The 13,716-nt window shown below is 59.5% G+C and carries 14 protein-coding genes; 5 read left to right on the top strand and 9 right to left on the bottom strand.

Annotated elements, in window-relative coordinates; translation table 11 throughout:
- Nucleotides 1-2: 2 nt before the first annotated feature.
- Nucleotides 3-1,439: an MFS transporter gene (locus AC1DNW_RS01765; protein ID WP_113310764.1), complete on the bottom strand. Its 1,437-nt coding sequence runs from the start codon at nucleotides 1,437-1,439 to the stop codon at nucleotides 3-5.
- A 103-nt stretch (nucleotides 1,440-1,542) separates the two neighbouring features.
- Here AC1DNW_RS01765 and AC1DNW_RS01760 point away from each other — a divergent pair, with 103 nt between their 5' ends.
- The gene (locus tag AC1DNW_RS01760; RefSeq protein ID WP_113301252.1) at nucleotides 1,543-1,974 is read left to right on the top strand and encodes a winged helix-turn-helix transcriptional regulator; all 432 of its coding nucleotides are present in this window, start codon (nucleotides 1,543-1,545) and stop codon (nucleotides 1,972-1,974) included.
- Nucleotides 1,975-1,977: 3 nt separating this feature from the next.
- Here the strand turns inward: AC1DNW_RS01760 and AC1DNW_RS01755 are convergent, their stop codons facing one another.
- Complete coding sequence (locus AC1DNW_RS01755) at nucleotides 1,978-3,228, bottom strand: L,D-transpeptidase family protein (protein ID WP_113310765.1); 1,251 nt, start codon at nucleotides 3,226-3,228, stop codon at nucleotides 1,978-1,980.
- Nucleotides 3,229-3,381: 153 nt separating this feature from the next.
- On the opposite strand from AC1DNW_RS01755, the gene AC1DNW_RS01750 reads away from it, so the two are divergent.
- Complete coding sequence (locus tag AC1DNW_RS01750; RefSeq protein ID WP_113310766.1) at nucleotides 3,382-5,109, top strand: GNAT family N-acetyltransferase; 1,728 nt, start codon at nucleotides 3,382-3,384, stop codon at nucleotides 5,107-5,109.
- 1 nt (nucleotide 5,110) lies between these two features.
- Here AC1DNW_RS01750 and AC1DNW_RS01745 read toward each other — a convergent pair whose 3' ends face one another.
- The gene (locus tag AC1DNW_RS01745) at nucleotides 5,111-6,400 is read right to left on the bottom strand and encodes a DNA polymerase IV (RefSeq protein ID WP_113310767.1); all 1,290 of its coding nucleotides are present in this window, start codon (nucleotides 6,398-6,400) and stop codon (nucleotides 5,111-5,113) included.
- Nucleotides 6,401-6,475: 75 nt separating this feature from the next.
- On the opposite strand from AC1DNW_RS01745, the gene AC1DNW_RS01740 reads away from it, so the two are divergent.
- Nucleotides 6,476-7,063, top strand: a complete 588-nt coding sequence (locus AC1DNW_RS01740; RefSeq protein WP_113310787.1) for a GNAT family N-acetyltransferase — start codon at nucleotides 6,476-6,478, stop codon at nucleotides 7,061-7,063.
- Here the strand turns inward: AC1DNW_RS01740 and AC1DNW_RS01735 are convergent.
- Nucleotides 7,038-7,712 (bottom strand): hypothetical protein, encoded by a 675-nt coding sequence (locus AC1DNW_RS01735; protein ID WP_113310768.1) that lies wholly within the window; start codon nucleotides 7,710-7,712, stop codon nucleotides 7,038-7,040. The genes AC1DNW_RS01740 and AC1DNW_RS01735 overlap by 26 nt on opposite strands.
- Nucleotides 7,712-8,026, bottom strand: coding sequence for a DUF3572 domain-containing protein (locus AC1DNW_RS01730; protein WP_113310769.1), 315 nt, complete (start codon nucleotides 8,024-8,026; stop codon nucleotides 7,712-7,714). The genes AC1DNW_RS01735 and AC1DNW_RS01730 overlap by 1 nt, the downstream gene beginning before the upstream one ends.
- Nucleotides 8,027-8,158: 132 nt before the next feature.
- Between AC1DNW_RS01730 and AC1DNW_RS01725 the strand changes: the two genes are divergently transcribed.
- Together AC1DNW_RS01725 and AC1DNW_RS01720 are read left to right on the top strand one after the other, a co-directional pair.
- The gene (locus tag AC1DNW_RS01725) at nucleotides 8,159-8,530 is read left to right on the top strand and encodes a response regulator (RefSeq protein WP_003547430.1); all 372 of its coding nucleotides are present in this window, start codon (nucleotides 8,159-8,161) and stop codon (nucleotides 8,528-8,530) included.
- Between the two features lie 17 nt (nucleotides 8,531-8,547).
- Nucleotides 8,548-9,921, top strand: a complete 1,374-nt coding sequence (locus AC1DNW_RS01720; protein ID WP_113301258.1) for a PleD family two-component system response regulator — start codon at nucleotides 8,548-8,550, stop codon at nucleotides 9,919-9,921.
- A 762-nt stretch (nucleotides 9,922-10,683) separates the two neighbouring features.
- Here AC1DNW_RS01720 and rpmG read toward each other — a convergent pair.
- From rpmG to AC1DNW_RS01700, 4 genes are all read right to left on the bottom strand, one after another.
- Nucleotides 10,684-10,851: a 50S ribosomal protein L33 gene (rpmG, locus tag AC1DNW_RS01715; protein WP_003547442.1), complete on the bottom strand. Its 168-nt coding sequence runs from the start codon at nucleotides 10,849-10,851 to the stop codon at nucleotides 10,684-10,686.
- Nucleotides 10,852-10,944: 93 nt separating this feature from the next.
- Nucleotides 10,945-12,129: an MFS transporter gene (locus AC1DNW_RS01710; RefSeq protein WP_113310770.1), complete on the bottom strand. Its 1,185-nt coding sequence runs from the start codon at nucleotides 12,127-12,129 to the stop codon at nucleotides 10,945-10,947.
- 250 nt (nucleotides 12,130-12,379) lie between these two features.
- The gene (locus AC1DNW_RS01705; RefSeq protein WP_113310771.1) at nucleotides 12,380-12,832 is read right to left on the bottom strand and encodes a DUF983 domain-containing protein; all 453 of its coding nucleotides are present in this window, start codon (nucleotides 12,830-12,832) and stop codon (nucleotides 12,380-12,382) included.
- 19 nt (nucleotides 12,833-12,851) lie between these two features.
- Nucleotides 12,852-13,716: RNB domain-containing ribonuclease (locus AC1DNW_RS01700; protein ID WP_477851783.1), on the bottom strand; the 865-nt coding region annotated here is incomplete at its 5' end.

Genomic DNA, 13,716 nt, shown 5'->3' with positions numbered 1-13,716 from the left:
TTTCAGCCCGCCTGCAGCCGGCAGGATGCATCCGTGCAGCGGCCCCTGCCGAAGCCCATAATGAACGTGCCGATCAGCGTGGCCATGACAGGCACCAGCAAGGCGGCACGCAACGCCTCCAGCCGTTCGGACGGGCTTTCTCCGTCGCCGAGAGCAAGTGTGCCGACGGCACTGACGGCGGAGAGGCCTAGTGCTGCGCCGAACTGGAACGACGTATTCACCAGCCCGCTCGCCAGCCCCTGTTCGTTGTCGGCAATACCATCAGTCGCAATAATCGTCAGCGGGCCGTAGCCGAGGGAAAAGGCAAGGCCGAGCAGGATCGTCGACGGCAGCATCGCCGCATAGGTCCAGTCGAGCCCCATGCCCAGGAAGAGCACATAGCCAGCGGCAGCGAGTGCAAAACCGCCAAGCACCACGCGTCCATTGCCGAAGCGCTCGACGAGCAGGGGCGTCAGCAGCGGTGCCAGAATGGCGTCCATGCCGATGACGATCAGGGCAAGGCTGGTTTCGAACGAGGACCAGCCCAGCAGTTCCTGCAGATAGAGCGAGACGATGAACTGGAAGCCGAAGAACGCGCCGGTGAAAAGCATCGCTCCGAGGTTCGATTGTACCAGTCCGGCAGACCGGAATATCCCGAGACGCACGAGCGGTGCACGTGACTTGCGTTCTATGAGTATGAAGGCAAGCCAGAGAACCGCGCTCGCCCCAGCCGCCGCGATTGTCCAGGTCAGGTCGTTGGTCATATGCTCCAGCCGTGTCAGCGCATAGACGGCAAGCAGCATGGCACCCGTCAGGGTCAGTGCGCCGGCAATGTCGAATTTCTGGCGTGGGGCGGCGTCTTCCTTGTTTTCCACGATCAGCTTCATACCGGCAAGCAGTAGGATGGCCGAAAAGATGACCGGCGCGAAGAACACCCAGCGCCAATCGATGGCGGACAGAAGCCCGCCGATGACGAGGCCGAGCGAAAAGCCCGCCGATGCCGTGCCGGCATAGATCAGGACAGCCCTGTTGCGCTGCGGCCCCTCGGGAAAGCTGCCATTGATAAGAGCAAGACCGGCTGGCGTCATGAAGGCGGCCGCTGCTCCGGTGACGAAGCGGGCCGTCAGCAGCATCCAGCCTTCGGTTGCAAAGCCGCCGAGACCGGAGAAAAGCAGGAATACGGTCAGCGCCGTCAGGAAGACTTTGCGCTTGCCATACATGTCGGCGACGCGGCCGCCGAGCAACATCAGCCCGGCATAGGCAAGCACATAGGCCGAGACGACGGCGCTGAGCGTCGTGGTCGAAAGGCCGAGTTCAGCGCGGATAGAGGGGAGAGCGATGTTGAGCATGGCTGCATCGACGCCTTCGAGAAAGATCGCGCCGCAGAGAACGGCGAGCATGCCGGCAGCACTGCGGCTCATTCTTCCGCTACCCAGTGCCAGAGGAGGACTTGTAGACATTCTGATTTCCTTGTCAGTGAAGCAGGGAAGAGCGAGAATGGTTATATTTTGATCCTCGGTTCCCTATTGTAACCAAGGCTGACATAAGGCATGGTTCCAACCCATGGAAGAAGGCACTTCAAACTCACCGAGTGACTGCTGCAGCACCGACCGCGATTACGATATCCACCAGTGGGATGCGCGGGAGGACTGCGAGGTGCGCCAGATCCTCGATCGCATCGCCGACAAGTGGTCGCTGCTGGTCATTGCCCTGCTCGAAAAACGCACGTTACGCTTTACTGAGTTGCGCAAGAGCATCGATGGCATCAGCCAGCGCATGCTGACGACGACGTTGCGCCAGCTCGAGCGTGACGGGCTGATCGAGCGGACAGTCTATCCAGTGGTGCCGCCAAGGGTCGATTATGCTCTGACGGAGCTCGGCTGCACGTTGCATGAGACCATCAAGGCGCTCGTCGTCTGGACCGAGACGAACCAGGCAAAGATCATCTCCGCCCGCCGAAGTTACGACGAGCGTGCCAGCGAGAAGCTTTGGTAGGCCTCAGCTCTCGCGAGTGATGGTAATGAATTCCGTGCCTTCGCCGGTTTCGGAACCGAGACCGGTATCTGTGATCGTCAGCGTCGAGCCGGGCGAGATCAGCGCATCAATCCGGTGACGGGTTTCTTCTGACATCGAGATACGGCTGAGCGCTCTGGCGATTGGACGGCCGCTGATGATGGAGCTTTCCTGATTGGCGATGCCGAGCCGCTTCACCGTCTCGCGGGAGAGATTGTTCTCCAGCGTGACGCCCAGCCAATCCGCCGTGCCGGCCGCCTCATCAACTGCGTGCAGCGAGAAGAAGTGTGTGCCGAGCGCAAGTCCTGGATCGGCAATCGTGATCGGCGCCTCGAAGAGCGGCCTGAAATCCTTGCGTACCATGATGACGCCATTCGGAGGCTCGCCTCTGCCTGCTGCAGCGTAAACTTCCCTTAGGAGAGTATCCGTGATCAGACCCTTGTCACGGGCAAATTCCGTTGGCCGCAGCGCCTTGAAGGCATTGATGGCCTGAACGGTCGCAGGACCGGCCAGCCCGTCAGGTTCGCCGGCGGCAAAGCCGAGCTGGTTTAGCAGGGTCTGAATATCGATGACGTTTTCACGCAGCGTCCGGCGCGTAATCAGCATGCTGATCGGCGCGGTATCCGCAGCGGGCGCTTGCAGCTGGAACTGCGGCATCGGCAGGGCAGCCGTCGTCTCGTTCATGGCGACCTGCACCTGCGTCTTCGCATCGCCGATGGATGGTCGCAGCTCGACGTCCGAGAGCAGTGGCGACGGCTCGGGCCGCTCCGGGTGGAACAGGGTCGGATGGTCGATCGGCTGCGGTGTCAGCTCGCTGTCGGTAATAATGACGGGCACGCCCATCTCGGTCATTTTGTAGAGTGATTTCGCAAAGGCGTCGGGCATGCGCACGCAGCCGTGCGACGCCGGATAGCGCGGTACGGAATTGGACTCGTGCAACGCGATGCCGGACCAGGTCAGCCGCTGCATGAAGGGCATCGGCGCATTCGAATAGATGTTGGATTCGTGGTACTTCTGCTTCTCGATGACGGAGAAGATGCCGCTCGGCGTCGTATGACCGTCCTTGCCGCTCGAGATCTTGGAGGTCGCCACGACCTCCGTACCGTCATAGACGGCCAGCGACTGCTGGTCCTTGGACACGAATATCTGCAGCGTACGCGCATCGGCTGCAAAAGCCGGATCGACAAGAGCGGTCGCCGACAGCAACCCGATAAGGACACCTACACGCACAGACATGACGCAATACACCACATGCACAAAAACGACGCGAGTTAAGCACGCGAAGTTTAACGAAGGCTTGAATACGCCGGTGCGCTTTGATCACGAGATTGTGGGATATTCAATTTTATGCAAATCTAAAAAAGGAGAAGTCTTGGGGGAGACTTGGAAATGCATGTCGATATTGTTTCTGCGTTCGATGATCTGCATGCCCTGAAAGATAACTGGAACGAGGTCTATGCCGCCGATCCGGAAGGGCACTATTTCCTTTCCTGGCACTGGATCGCCCGATGGCTGGAGCGGCGGACATTATGGTTCGTTCTGGCCGCCAGACGGCAGGGGGACGAGCGCTATGTGGCTTTCCTTCCCATTCAGCTTCATGTGGATTTCGAGGAATGGCAGGGCCTTGGCAATGTCGTACGCCTAGGTGGCACGCCCTATGCCGGCTGCAACGGTGTTCTGACGCGTCCCGAGGATGCAGAGGCGGCGCTGAGCGCTTTCGCCGATTGCCTGCAAAGCTTCAACTGGAAGCATCTCGATCTCGACGATATCTATATGCCCGAGGCGAGGCTGAAGACGTTTCTGGCCGCCTTTCAGCCTTCCGAGTTCTCAAGGAGGAAGGTTCCGCGCCGGCCGCATATCACCGCTGACGGCGAAAATATTGACCACGACGTCTATGTTTACATCCCCCTCGGCGAGGATTTCGAAACTTTCCTGCATGAGCGCATCGGCGCCAAGACGCGGCGCAACGCCCGCAAGGCGCTGCGCGATCTCGTCGACCCGGAAAACGAGTTGCGCATCACGCATGTGACGCCGGAGACGATGGAGCGCGATCTCGAGATCTTCTACGAGATGTGGAACGTGCAGTGGGGTAAGCGTCAGCCGCGCTACGGCAAGTTCATCCTCGACAACAGCCGGCACATGCTGCCGGCCTGCATAAAGGATGGCACGGTCTTCATGCCGATCCTCTGGGACAAGGACAAGCCGGTCGGCACCTTCATCGTCTTCCTGGATCCCTATCGCAAGTCGATGGTGTGCTTCCTTGGAAGCCGCGACTTGACCTTCCGCCGCTCGATCAGCCCAGGCTTCATGCTGCATTGCTACAACATGCGCTGGGGCATCGAGAACGGCTATCGGACCTACGACCTCGGCACTGGCAACTATGGCTACAAGGACCTCTTTGGCTCAAAACACCATATCGTGGAGAAGCTGCAGATATCCACGCTCTCCGGCCGCAATATCGGCGATCGCCTCGATCCGCGCTCGCTGGATATCGCCATGCATCAGGCGGTGCATTTCTTCAGGAGCGGAAACCCGGACGCTGCAGAACTCTGCTGCCGGCAGATCCTTGTCGTCGATGATGCGCGTGCACCCGCAATCTCGCTGCTGGCGGAAATCGAAGCAGCGCAGCGGCCGAGGCTGGTAAGCGATCCCGCAGCCCATTTCAGTGCCGCCACCGAACGGCACCGCGCCGGCGATCTTGCCGCAGCGGAATCGGGCTACCGCGAGGTGATCTCGGTCGTGCCGGAGCATTTCGATGCCCTGCAGCATCTGGCGTTGCTACTGTTGCAGAAGGGCGATTTCAGCGCAGCCAGAGACTGTGTCGACAAGGCGATCGGGGTGAAACCGGCCTCCGCCTCGGCCTATTGCAATCGCGGCAATATTCTCGCGCGGCTTTCAAATTTCGAAGAGGCGCTTGGAAGTTACGACCGAGCCATCGCGCTGGACGCCGGCCATGCCATCGCCTTCAACAATCGTGGCAACGTACTGCGAAGGCTGGGCCGCCATGACGAGGCGGTAGAGAGCTACGACCGCGCCATCGCGCTCGATCCGGGTTATGCCCAGGCGCTGAAGAACCGCGATGCCGCTTTGCAGGAAGTGGCCACGGTGCAAGCCTAGCCTACCGGTCGCCCTTGCCGCCGAACGTATAGCCGGTTTCGACTGTGCCCTTGCCGAACTTGTCGCGCAGCTTGTCCATCGCTGCCTCCGCCGCCGCACGCCGGCCGGACTGCTGATCGATGAGATCGGGCGGATCGGCCCGGCCGGCATCGCCGAGATCGGTGACGCCGATGCCGATCAGGCGGAATTTCGTGCCGTCCGTTTCCTTCTCCAGAAGGTCGAGGCCGGTACGGAAGATCTTGTCGGCAAGCTGTGTCGAATCCTCGAGCCGCCGGTTGCGGGTTCGTGATTTGAAATCGGCTGTCTTCATCTTCAGCACGACCGTCTGGCCGGCAATGCCGTTCTTCTTCAGTCGCCAGGAAACTTTCTCCGAGAGATTGCGCAGGATCGGTACCAGATCGTCATGGCGCGAAATATCGTCGAAGAAAGTGGTCTCAGCCGAAACGCTCTTGGCGGCATCGTTGAGATGCACCTCCCGGTCGTCGATGCCGCGCGACAGGCGAGAAAGCCGTTGGCCGATGCTGCCATAGCGGCGCATCAGGTCGTTCTCCTGCATTTCCTGGAGTTGGCCGATCGTGCGGATGCCATCGGCTTCGAGCGTCGCAGCGAAGGCCTTGCCGACGCCCCAGATGGTCGTTACCGGGCGAGGCGCCAGGAACTCGACAGCTTCCTCCCGCCCGATAACCGAAAAGCCGCGCGGCTTCTGTAAATCGGAGGCGACCTTGGCGAGGAACTTGCAGTAGGAGAGCCCGACCGAGACGGTGATGCCGATCTCCTTTTCGATGCGACGGGCGAACTTTGCCAGCGTGCGGGCTGGCGGATCGTGATGCAGCCGTTCGGTGCCTTCGAGTTCCAGGAAGGCCTCGTCGATAGACAGGGGCTGCACGAGTGGCGTCAGCTCCTGCATCAGCGCGCGGACCTGCCGCCCGACTTGAACATATTTCTCCATATCAGGGCGGATGACGATCGCCTGCGGGCAGGCCTCGAGCGCCTTGAACATCGGCATGGCCGAGCGTACGCCGTGGATGCGTGCGATATAGCAGGCGGTGGAGACCACGCCTCGCTTGCCACCGCCGATAATCACAGGCTTGTCGGCGAGTTCCGGATTGTCGCGCTTCTCGACTGCGGCATAGAAAGCGTCGCAATCGATATGCGCGAGCGTCAGGTCATAGAGTTCTTTGTGACGTACGAGACGCGGGCTGCCGCAGGCATGGCAGCGGCGCACGTCTCCCTTCTGCTCGGCAAGGCAGTCGCGACAGAAGCCGGGTGTCTTGTCAGATGCAGGCGCCATGGTGGGAACAAAGGTTGAACATCGCAACATTACGCCCTAAGCTTTCGAGTCTCAAGAGAGGAGGAGAGCTTGGCCGTGGATATCGATCTTCGTTTCGACCCTGTCACGGCCGAACGCTGGGGCGACTTTGAAAAGCTGTTCGGCCCACAGGGTGCCTTTTATAATTGCTGGTGTGTGGCGCTACGCCTGCCGCATGCCGTCCGCACGAAGATGGAGTCTTTGGAGCGCAAGGCCCATATGCAGGGTCGAATCGCGGCCGGACCGCCGCCGGGCATCCTCTGTTATGTCGAAGGCGAGCCGGTGGCCTGGGTGCAGGTCGGACCGCGCCATGATGTGCCGCAGTTCAATTCGCCGCGCACGGTCTCGCGGCCGTTGGAGGAGGACGATGCGCATGATCCCTCTATCTGGGCAGTCAGCTGTTTCTTCCTGCTGCCGAAGCTGCGCGGCAAAGGGCTGAGCCACAGATTGCTTGCCGGAGCCATCGATTATGCCCGCAGCCAGGGCGCGCGATTGCTGGAGGCCTGTCCGATCGACCATGTGAAGCAGTCGAAATCCGTCACGCTTTGCATCGGTTCGACGGCGATTTTCGATACGGCCGGTTTCGAGACGATCGCGCGGCGCAAGGACGGCCGGCCGCTCATGCGGCTGGATTTGTGCGTTTGACGAGGCCTGCCGCGAGATGCTGGTCGATGAGTTCTGAGGCATGCGGCCAGTCTCGCGCCCGCATAATATCCTCGGCGGCCACCGGCGCGAAGCGGTGGACGGGCGAGTCCGGCATGAGATGGATGAGCAGACAATCGGCCACATGCTCCTTCACGGAATGCAGGTTCCGCGCCATATCGTCGATAAAGATGACAGGAAGGTCGCGGCCGCCATGCAGTGCCTGCACAATCGGTCCCTTCGGCTGCTCGCTGGCCAACAGCGGGAAGTTCAGACCGGTGCTGTCGAGAAGGCGGCGGCGATGCGCGGAAAATTGCGGCGGCATCGCGGTGAGGAACAGGACGTCGGCGTCATCAGACAGGCGTTCGAGTGTCGAAACGACCGGATCGAACGGCGTCTGCCAGCTTTCCTGGGCCTCGAAGAATTCGAGGATCAGCCGGCTGACATGCTGATCCTCGAGCGCAAGCCCGTCGGCGAGCGAGACGATGTTGCCGTGGAGGCGGAAGGAACGCGGCAGGAATTCGTGGCCGAGGCTTTTGAGGTACTGTTGAAAAGGATCGATGAATTGCAGCACCACATCATCGACATCGCAGACGATGAGCGGCCTGTCGCCAAGGCGGATATGCGAGATGTCGAGTTCGGCGCTCACCATCAGTATTCTCCGGAATCGAGACCGGGCGGCGAGAAGTGGCGCCATGCCGCCGTCAGCGCCTCCGGTGTCGTGCCTGTCGCCTCGCAGAAGGCGATCGCCGTCGGCTCGTGGTTCATGAGGAAATCGAGCATGCCGGCCAAAAAGCCGGGATCGTTGATGGCACTACGCACCTGCTGCGGCTCGACGCCGGTCAGTGCCAGGAAGCGGCCGAAGAGATCTGGGTCGTTCGCCAGCCAGCCGAGCACGGCAATGGCCGTTTCTTGCGGAGCGGCTGCCGCCGCAAGTTGTTTCGAAGTCTTGAAGTTGCTTTGCATTGCGGCGGTCAAGTTACCTTTTTTTCAACCAAATACCGGTAGTTTGCGCTATCGGTTTCATGGAGCCATTTGTCAGCTAATGTCTTTTCAAGAGACATCTGGCTTCAAGAACGGACGTAAGGACAGCTTGTCATGCCCAAACAGGTGATGATTGTAGAAGATAACGAGCTCAACATGAAGCTCTTTCGCGACCTCATCGAGGCCTCGGGCTATACCACGATACAGACCCGTAATGGCATGGAAGCGCTTGATCTTGCTCGCAAACATCGCCCTGATCTTATTCTTATGGATATTCAGCTTCCGGAAGTGTCCGGTCTTGAAGTGACAAAATGGCTGAAGGAAGACGACGAACTCCACGTGATCCCGGTCATTGCCGTCACCGCATTCGCCATGAAGGGCGACGAGGAACGGATTCGTCAGGGCGGCTGTGAGGCCTATGTCTCAAAGCCGATCTCCGTTCCAAAATTCATTGAAACGATCAAAACTTATTTGGGCGACGCCTGAGGCATCGGAAAAGATTCATGACTGCGCGAATACTGGTGGTTGACGATATTCCGGCGAATGTGAAGCTGCTCGAAGCGCGGCTGCTGGCCGAATATTTCGACGTACTGACCGCAGCCGACGGCCACGAGGCGCTGGCGATCTGCGACCGCAACCAGGTCGATCTCATCCTGCTCGACATCATGATGCCCGGCATCGACGGCTTCGAAGTCTGCGAGCGGCTGAAGGCCAATCCGAAGACTGCCCATATTCCCGTCGTCATGGTCACCGCGCTGGACCAGCCGGCCGACCGTGTGCGTGGCCTGAAGGTCGGCGCCGACGACTTCCTGACCAAGCCGGTCAACGACCTGCAGCTGATCTCCCGGGTGAAGAGCCTGCTGCGCCTGAAGACGTTGAGCGACGAACTTCGTATGCGCGCCGAGACGGCCCATACGATGGGCTTGGATGAACTGATGCGAGCCGGCGACGGTCGCTACGACGAGGCGGGACAGATATTATTGGTCGACAGCCGCGCCAACTCGCAGGAACGCATTATCAGGGCGCTGAAGCCCGTCGCCGATGTTGTCGCCATTTCCGATCCGCAGGCTGCCCTTTTCGAAGCGGCCGAGAGCGCCTTCGAACTTGTCATCGTCAACGCCAATTTCGATGACTACGACCCGCTGCGACTCTGCTCGCAATTTCGCTCGCTGGAGCGGACCCGTTTCCTGCCGATCCTGATCATCACGGAGCAGGGCTCCGATGAAATGGTGATCCGCGCGCTCGATCTCGGCGTTAACGACTATATCGTCCGCCCCGTCGATCCGAACGAGCTGGTCGCCCGCAGCCTGACGCAGATCCGCCGCAAGCGCTACAACGACCGCCTGCGCGCCAGCGTCAAGCAGACGATCGAGCTCGCCGTCACCGATCCGCTGACCGGCCTCAACAACCGCCGTTATCTCGACAACCATCTCAACGTGCTCTTCAACCGTTCGATGGCCCGCGGCCGGCCGCTCTCGGTGCTGATCACCGATATCGACAGGTTCAAGCACGTCAACGATACCTATGGCCATGACGGTGGCGACCAGGTGCTGAAGGAATTTGCAAACCGCGTGCGCTCGACCGTTCGTGGCGCTGATCTCGCCTGCCGTTATGGCGGGGAGGAATTTGTCGTTGTCATGCCGGACACCTCGCCGGAAGTCGCCGCGGCCGTTGCCGAGCGGCTGCGCGCGGCGATCGAAAGCACGCCGTTCCTGCTGAGGTCGTCGGGCGAAACGCTGAGTATTACGGCCTCTTTCGGCATATCCTCGCGTATCGCCTCGGTCATAACGCCCGACCAGCTCATGAAGCAGGCAGACCTTGCGCTCTATGAGGCGAAGAACACCGGGCGCAACCGCGTCGTGGCCTCAGCCGCCTGACGATACGGCGCTCCGTAACGCGTCGCTTTCGATTATCCACTGGGGGTAGCTGGACCTTACGAATATTTAATGTTGATGGCTGCAACGAGGAGGCTTGCTTTTCAAGCCGATAGCGAAAAAATGAACTTTAAAGCCTGTTTCTTCCGATGACGTACCTCGCCTGCGCCCGAAAGATAGAGGCAATGAATGAAGAAAGAAGAGCGAACTATAACCACCTCATGGACAGCTTGTCCGCGTAAGTCGTATTTCGGAACACGTAACGCCGGCGCCTTACGTAAGGGTAGGGGCGACCGTGTTATTGTGATATATTTATCGAATTCTTGGCAGGGGCAAATATTGTCCTTTTGGTAAAAGAGAACTGGATGTTTCTTTACATGTACCAAAACTGGACTTTTAACCATAGAATCATGCCTTGAAATTTTACCATTAAGAATTTGTTGATTTTCTTTCATTTTTGCGCAAATTATCGACTTAGAACAGAAAACGCTCCCATGGAGGAGCCGTCGATACCCCATGATGCTCAGGTCCGCCGCATCTCCTGGGTCGTGGGGTCGGTCGGCTGGTACGCAATTTAAACGGTTCCTCGTGCCGTTTTGCATGCTGGCCGACCCCCTTTTCGTAAAAACGCCGTCACTTCCCGAAGATGGAAGGGCGGCGTTTTTCTTGTTTGCGCTAACATTGCCTCATGCGAGCCCAGTACAAACAAAAAGCGCGCAACCCGAGGGCGCGCGCTTTTTTGAAAAAACCGTGAGATCAGGTAAATTACTTGATCTTGGTTTCCTTGAACTCGACATGCTTCTTAGCAACCGGGTCGTACTTGGTCTTCGTCATCTTGTCCGTCATCGTACGGCTGTTCTTCGTCGTGACGTAGAAGAAACCAGTGTCGGCCGTCGACAGAAGCTTGATCTTGATAGTGGTAGCCTTGGCCATGGTCGTCCTGCCTTTAAGAAAATGAAAGCCGTGGAAAGCCGGATAGGCTCCACGGCAAATTCTGGCGCGAAACTACGAATCTAGCCCGAAAAGTCAAGCCCGCTTTCCGAGGAAAAGCAGTCTTATGCCGGCGAGCAGGGCATAAAGCCCGAAGAAGCAGGCAATTGCCCAGGCAAAACCGTTGTTTCCGGCAACATCGATGGCCGCGCCGATCGCCTGCGGACCGGCAACGGTGCCGACCGCATAACAGAAAACGAAGGCCGCATTGGCTGCCGCAAGGTCCGAGCCTGTCAGTCGCGAGCCGAGATGGCTGAGTCCGACTGTGTAGAGACCGGAGACGCAACCGCCCCAGAAAACCAGAAGCCCGGCCATGAGAAGCCAGTTATCGACGAGGATCGGCAGCATCATCGTGCCGATGAAACCGGTGAACGCCATCAGAACGAGCAGGGGACGCTTGTCCTTGATGCGGTCCGAAAGCAACCCGAGCGGGATCTGGAAGATGACGTTGCCGACACCCATCATGGTGAGCAGCAGGGCCGCCTGCGATTCCGTGAAATGTGCACGCACCGCGAAGATCGGAAAGAGCGAGAGGCCGCCGGCTTCGACCGCACCGAAAATGAAGACGGCTGCGGTCGCGGTCGGCACCAGGAAGACGTAGCGCATGAAATGCAGCTCCGGCTTCTCGTCCAGGACAGGGCTTTCATGTCGGGCGATGAAAATCGGGATCGCAGCCAAGAGGATCGCAAAGGCACCGACCAGGAAGGGCAGGATGCCGTCGCTGCCGAGCAGCGAGAAGATCAGCGGGCCGGCTGCAAAACCGAGTGAAAGGACGGTCGCGTAGATGCCGAGCACGAAGCCGCGTTTGGAAGGTGGCGAGGCCGCGTTGATCCAGAATTCAGAGAGGATGAAGAGTGTGGTCGTGGCGCCGTGGAAGGCGAAGCGCAGCGGAAACCACATCCAGAAGTCCTGCGCGTAGTAGAAGCCGAGCGCGCTGAATGCCGAGATCAGCACCGCCCACAGCATGGTGGGCGCCACCCCGTATTTATGCGCCAGCTTGGTGGTGATCGGCGCTGCTACCATCGCTGCTACGCCGGCCATGGCCGTATTGAGACCGATAAGGGTGGAGGAGATGCCGCGCTTTTCGAGAATGATGCTCAGAAGAGGAAGTCCCAGGCCGATCGCGATGCCAACGGCGGAAATGGACGAGACGGCTGCCACCAGAGAAGGCCAATGGATTTCCTCGACATCGCCCGGTGTGCCGTTTCTCGGCTGAGACATTTATCCATCCTTAGAGAAGTACGCGGACGAATCGTCCGTCTGGTGTCACATAGAAAGACATAGACATGCCAAATCCGAGTGACGGGCAGGGTTCATAATATTTCGGGCGTTCGTCGGCAATTCCTGGAGTGTAAGCCTTCCCCGCACAAGAAATGATTACCGCTTCGATCTGCTGCAGATAGTCGGCTACAGGCCGTGGCGCTTAGGTCGCTGCCACTACACGCGAAATATGTCTGTAAGGTGAAGGTGTTCAAGCTTGCCGGCCGGGTATGTCGTATTCATCATGTTCGTCGTCGCCGCCGCCGAAACCATGCATCCTCAGCGCCCACTGCAGGCCTATGACGCCGCCCTTGATCGGCTGGATCGAGACGAGTGCGGTGATGATGGTGATCGGCGCCCAGATGGCGAGATGTGCCCAGACCGGTAGCACGAAGGCCATGTCCGTCAGCATGAAGCCACCGATCACGACGTGGCCGATCACGAAGATGACAAGATAAGGCGGCAGGTCGTCGGCGCGCTGGTGGTACATAGCCTCGCCGCAGGCGGCGCAATGATCGACGGGTTTGAGGAAGGCTCTGAACAGCTTGCCGACGCCGCAGGCCGGACAGCGGTTGAGCATGCCGCGCATGATGGAGCGTCCGAGCGGGCGCTCTGCATCGGGCGTATCCCCGTAGCGGACGACCTCGTCTGTCGGTGTGCTCATAGGTCTTTCCTTTCCGGAACTAGCGCCGCCCGCGCGGCGGCCTTGTTCCGACCTTCTTGCGTGCGCGATTTGCATCGCGTCGTCCGGCCTTGTGGAAGGAGCGCACCGCCGTCGGCATGTTGCGTCCCTCGCTCAGCATTTCAAAACGCAGGGCGCCTGCAAGCGGTATCGCCTCTGCCAGCCGCACCGTCACATTATCGCCGAGACGATAGCCAAGGCCGGTTTTTTCACCGCTTAGGGCCTGATGAGCCTCGTCATAGATGAAGTAGTCGGTGCCGAGCGTAGATATAGGGATGAAACCATCAGCGCCATAGTCCGGCAGCATGATAAACAGGCCGGATTTGGTGACACCCGAAACGCGCCCTTCGAATTCCTGGCCGATACGGCCGGCAAGATGATGGGCAATGAGACGGTCGACTGTCTCGCGCTCGGCGGCCATGGCGCGTCGCTCGAAGGTCGAGATTTCGGCGGCGATATCGTCGAGTGTTGCCTCTTCATCCGGCGTGATGCCGCCTTCGCCGAAGCCGAGCGAGCCGACCAGCGCGCGATGCACGATGAGGTCGGCATAACGGCGGATCGGCGAGGTGAAGTGTGCGTACTTCATCAGGTTCAGGCCGAAATGGCCGATGTTTTCAGGACTGTAGATTGCCTGGCTCTGCGACCGCAACACCATCTCGTTGACCATGGTCTGATGCGCCGTGCCGTCCGCCTTGGCGAGAATGCCGTTGAAATTGTTGGCCCGCATATTGCCGCCTTTGGCAAGCGAGATGCCGAGCGTGGCGAGGAATTCGCGCAGGATTTCCTGCTTGGCGAGCGTCGGTCCATCGTGAATGCGATAGATCAGCGGCTGGCGTTTCTTTTCGAGTGTCTCGGCGGCGCAGACA

The organism is Rhizobium sp. 05L429, from assembly GCF_056397645.1.
Note: the sequence above shows the minus strand (reverse complement) of the source record. Positions and strands in the feature narration are given on the sequence as shown.

What these genes read in the sequence shown, in the direction of transcription:
- AC1DNW_RS01755 (WP_113310765.1), bottom strand. Translation starts at nt 3,228, where the DNA reads ATGTCTGTGCGTGTAGGTGTCCTTATCGGGTTGCTGTCGGCGACCGCT.
- AC1DNW_RS01705 (WP_113310771.1), bottom strand. Translation starts at nt 12,832, where the DNA reads ATGAGCACACCGACAGACGAGGTCGTCCGCTACGGGGATACGCCCGAT.
- AC1DNW_RS01720 (WP_113301258.1), top strand. Translation starts at nt 8,548, where the DNA reads ATGACTGCGCGAATACTGGTGGTTGACGATATTCCGGCGAATGTGAAG.
- AC1DNW_RS01765 (WP_113310764.1), bottom strand. Translation starts at nt 1,439, where the DNA reads ATGTCTACAAGTCCTCCTCTGGCACTGGGTAGCGGAAGAATGAGCCGC.
- AC1DNW_RS01730 (WP_113310769.1), bottom strand. Translation starts at nt 8,026, where the DNA reads ATGCAAAGCAACTTCAAGACTTCGAAACAACTTGCGGCGGCAGCCGCT.
- AC1DNW_RS01760 (WP_113301252.1), top strand. Translation starts at nt 1,543, where the DNA reads ATGGAAGAAGGCACTTCAAACTCACCGAGTGACTGCTGCAGCACCGAC.
- AC1DNW_RS01710 (WP_113310770.1), bottom strand. Translation starts at nt 12,129, where the DNA reads ATGTCTCAGCCGAGAAACGGCACACCGGGCGATGTCGAGGAAATCCAT.
- AC1DNW_RS01750 (WP_113310766.1), top strand. Translation starts at nt 3,382, where the DNA reads ATGCATGTCGATATTGTTTCTGCGTTCGATGATCTGCATGCCCTGAAA.
- AC1DNW_RS01745 (WP_113310767.1), bottom strand. Translation starts at nt 6,400, where the DNA reads ATGGCGCCTGCATCTGACAAGACACCCGGCTTCTGTCGCGACTGCCTT.
- rpmG (WP_003547442.1), bottom strand. Translation starts at nt 10,851, where the DNA reads ATGGCCAAGGCTACCACTATCAAGATCAAGCTTCTGTCGACGGCCGAC.
- AC1DNW_RS01725 (WP_003547430.1), top strand. Translation starts at nt 8,159, where the DNA reads ATGCCCAAACAGGTGATGATTGTAGAAGATAACGAGCTCAACATGAAG.
- AC1DNW_RS01735 (WP_113310768.1), bottom strand. Translation starts at nt 7,712, where the DNA reads ATGGTGAGCGCCGAACTCGACATCTCGCATATCCGCCTTGGCGACAGG.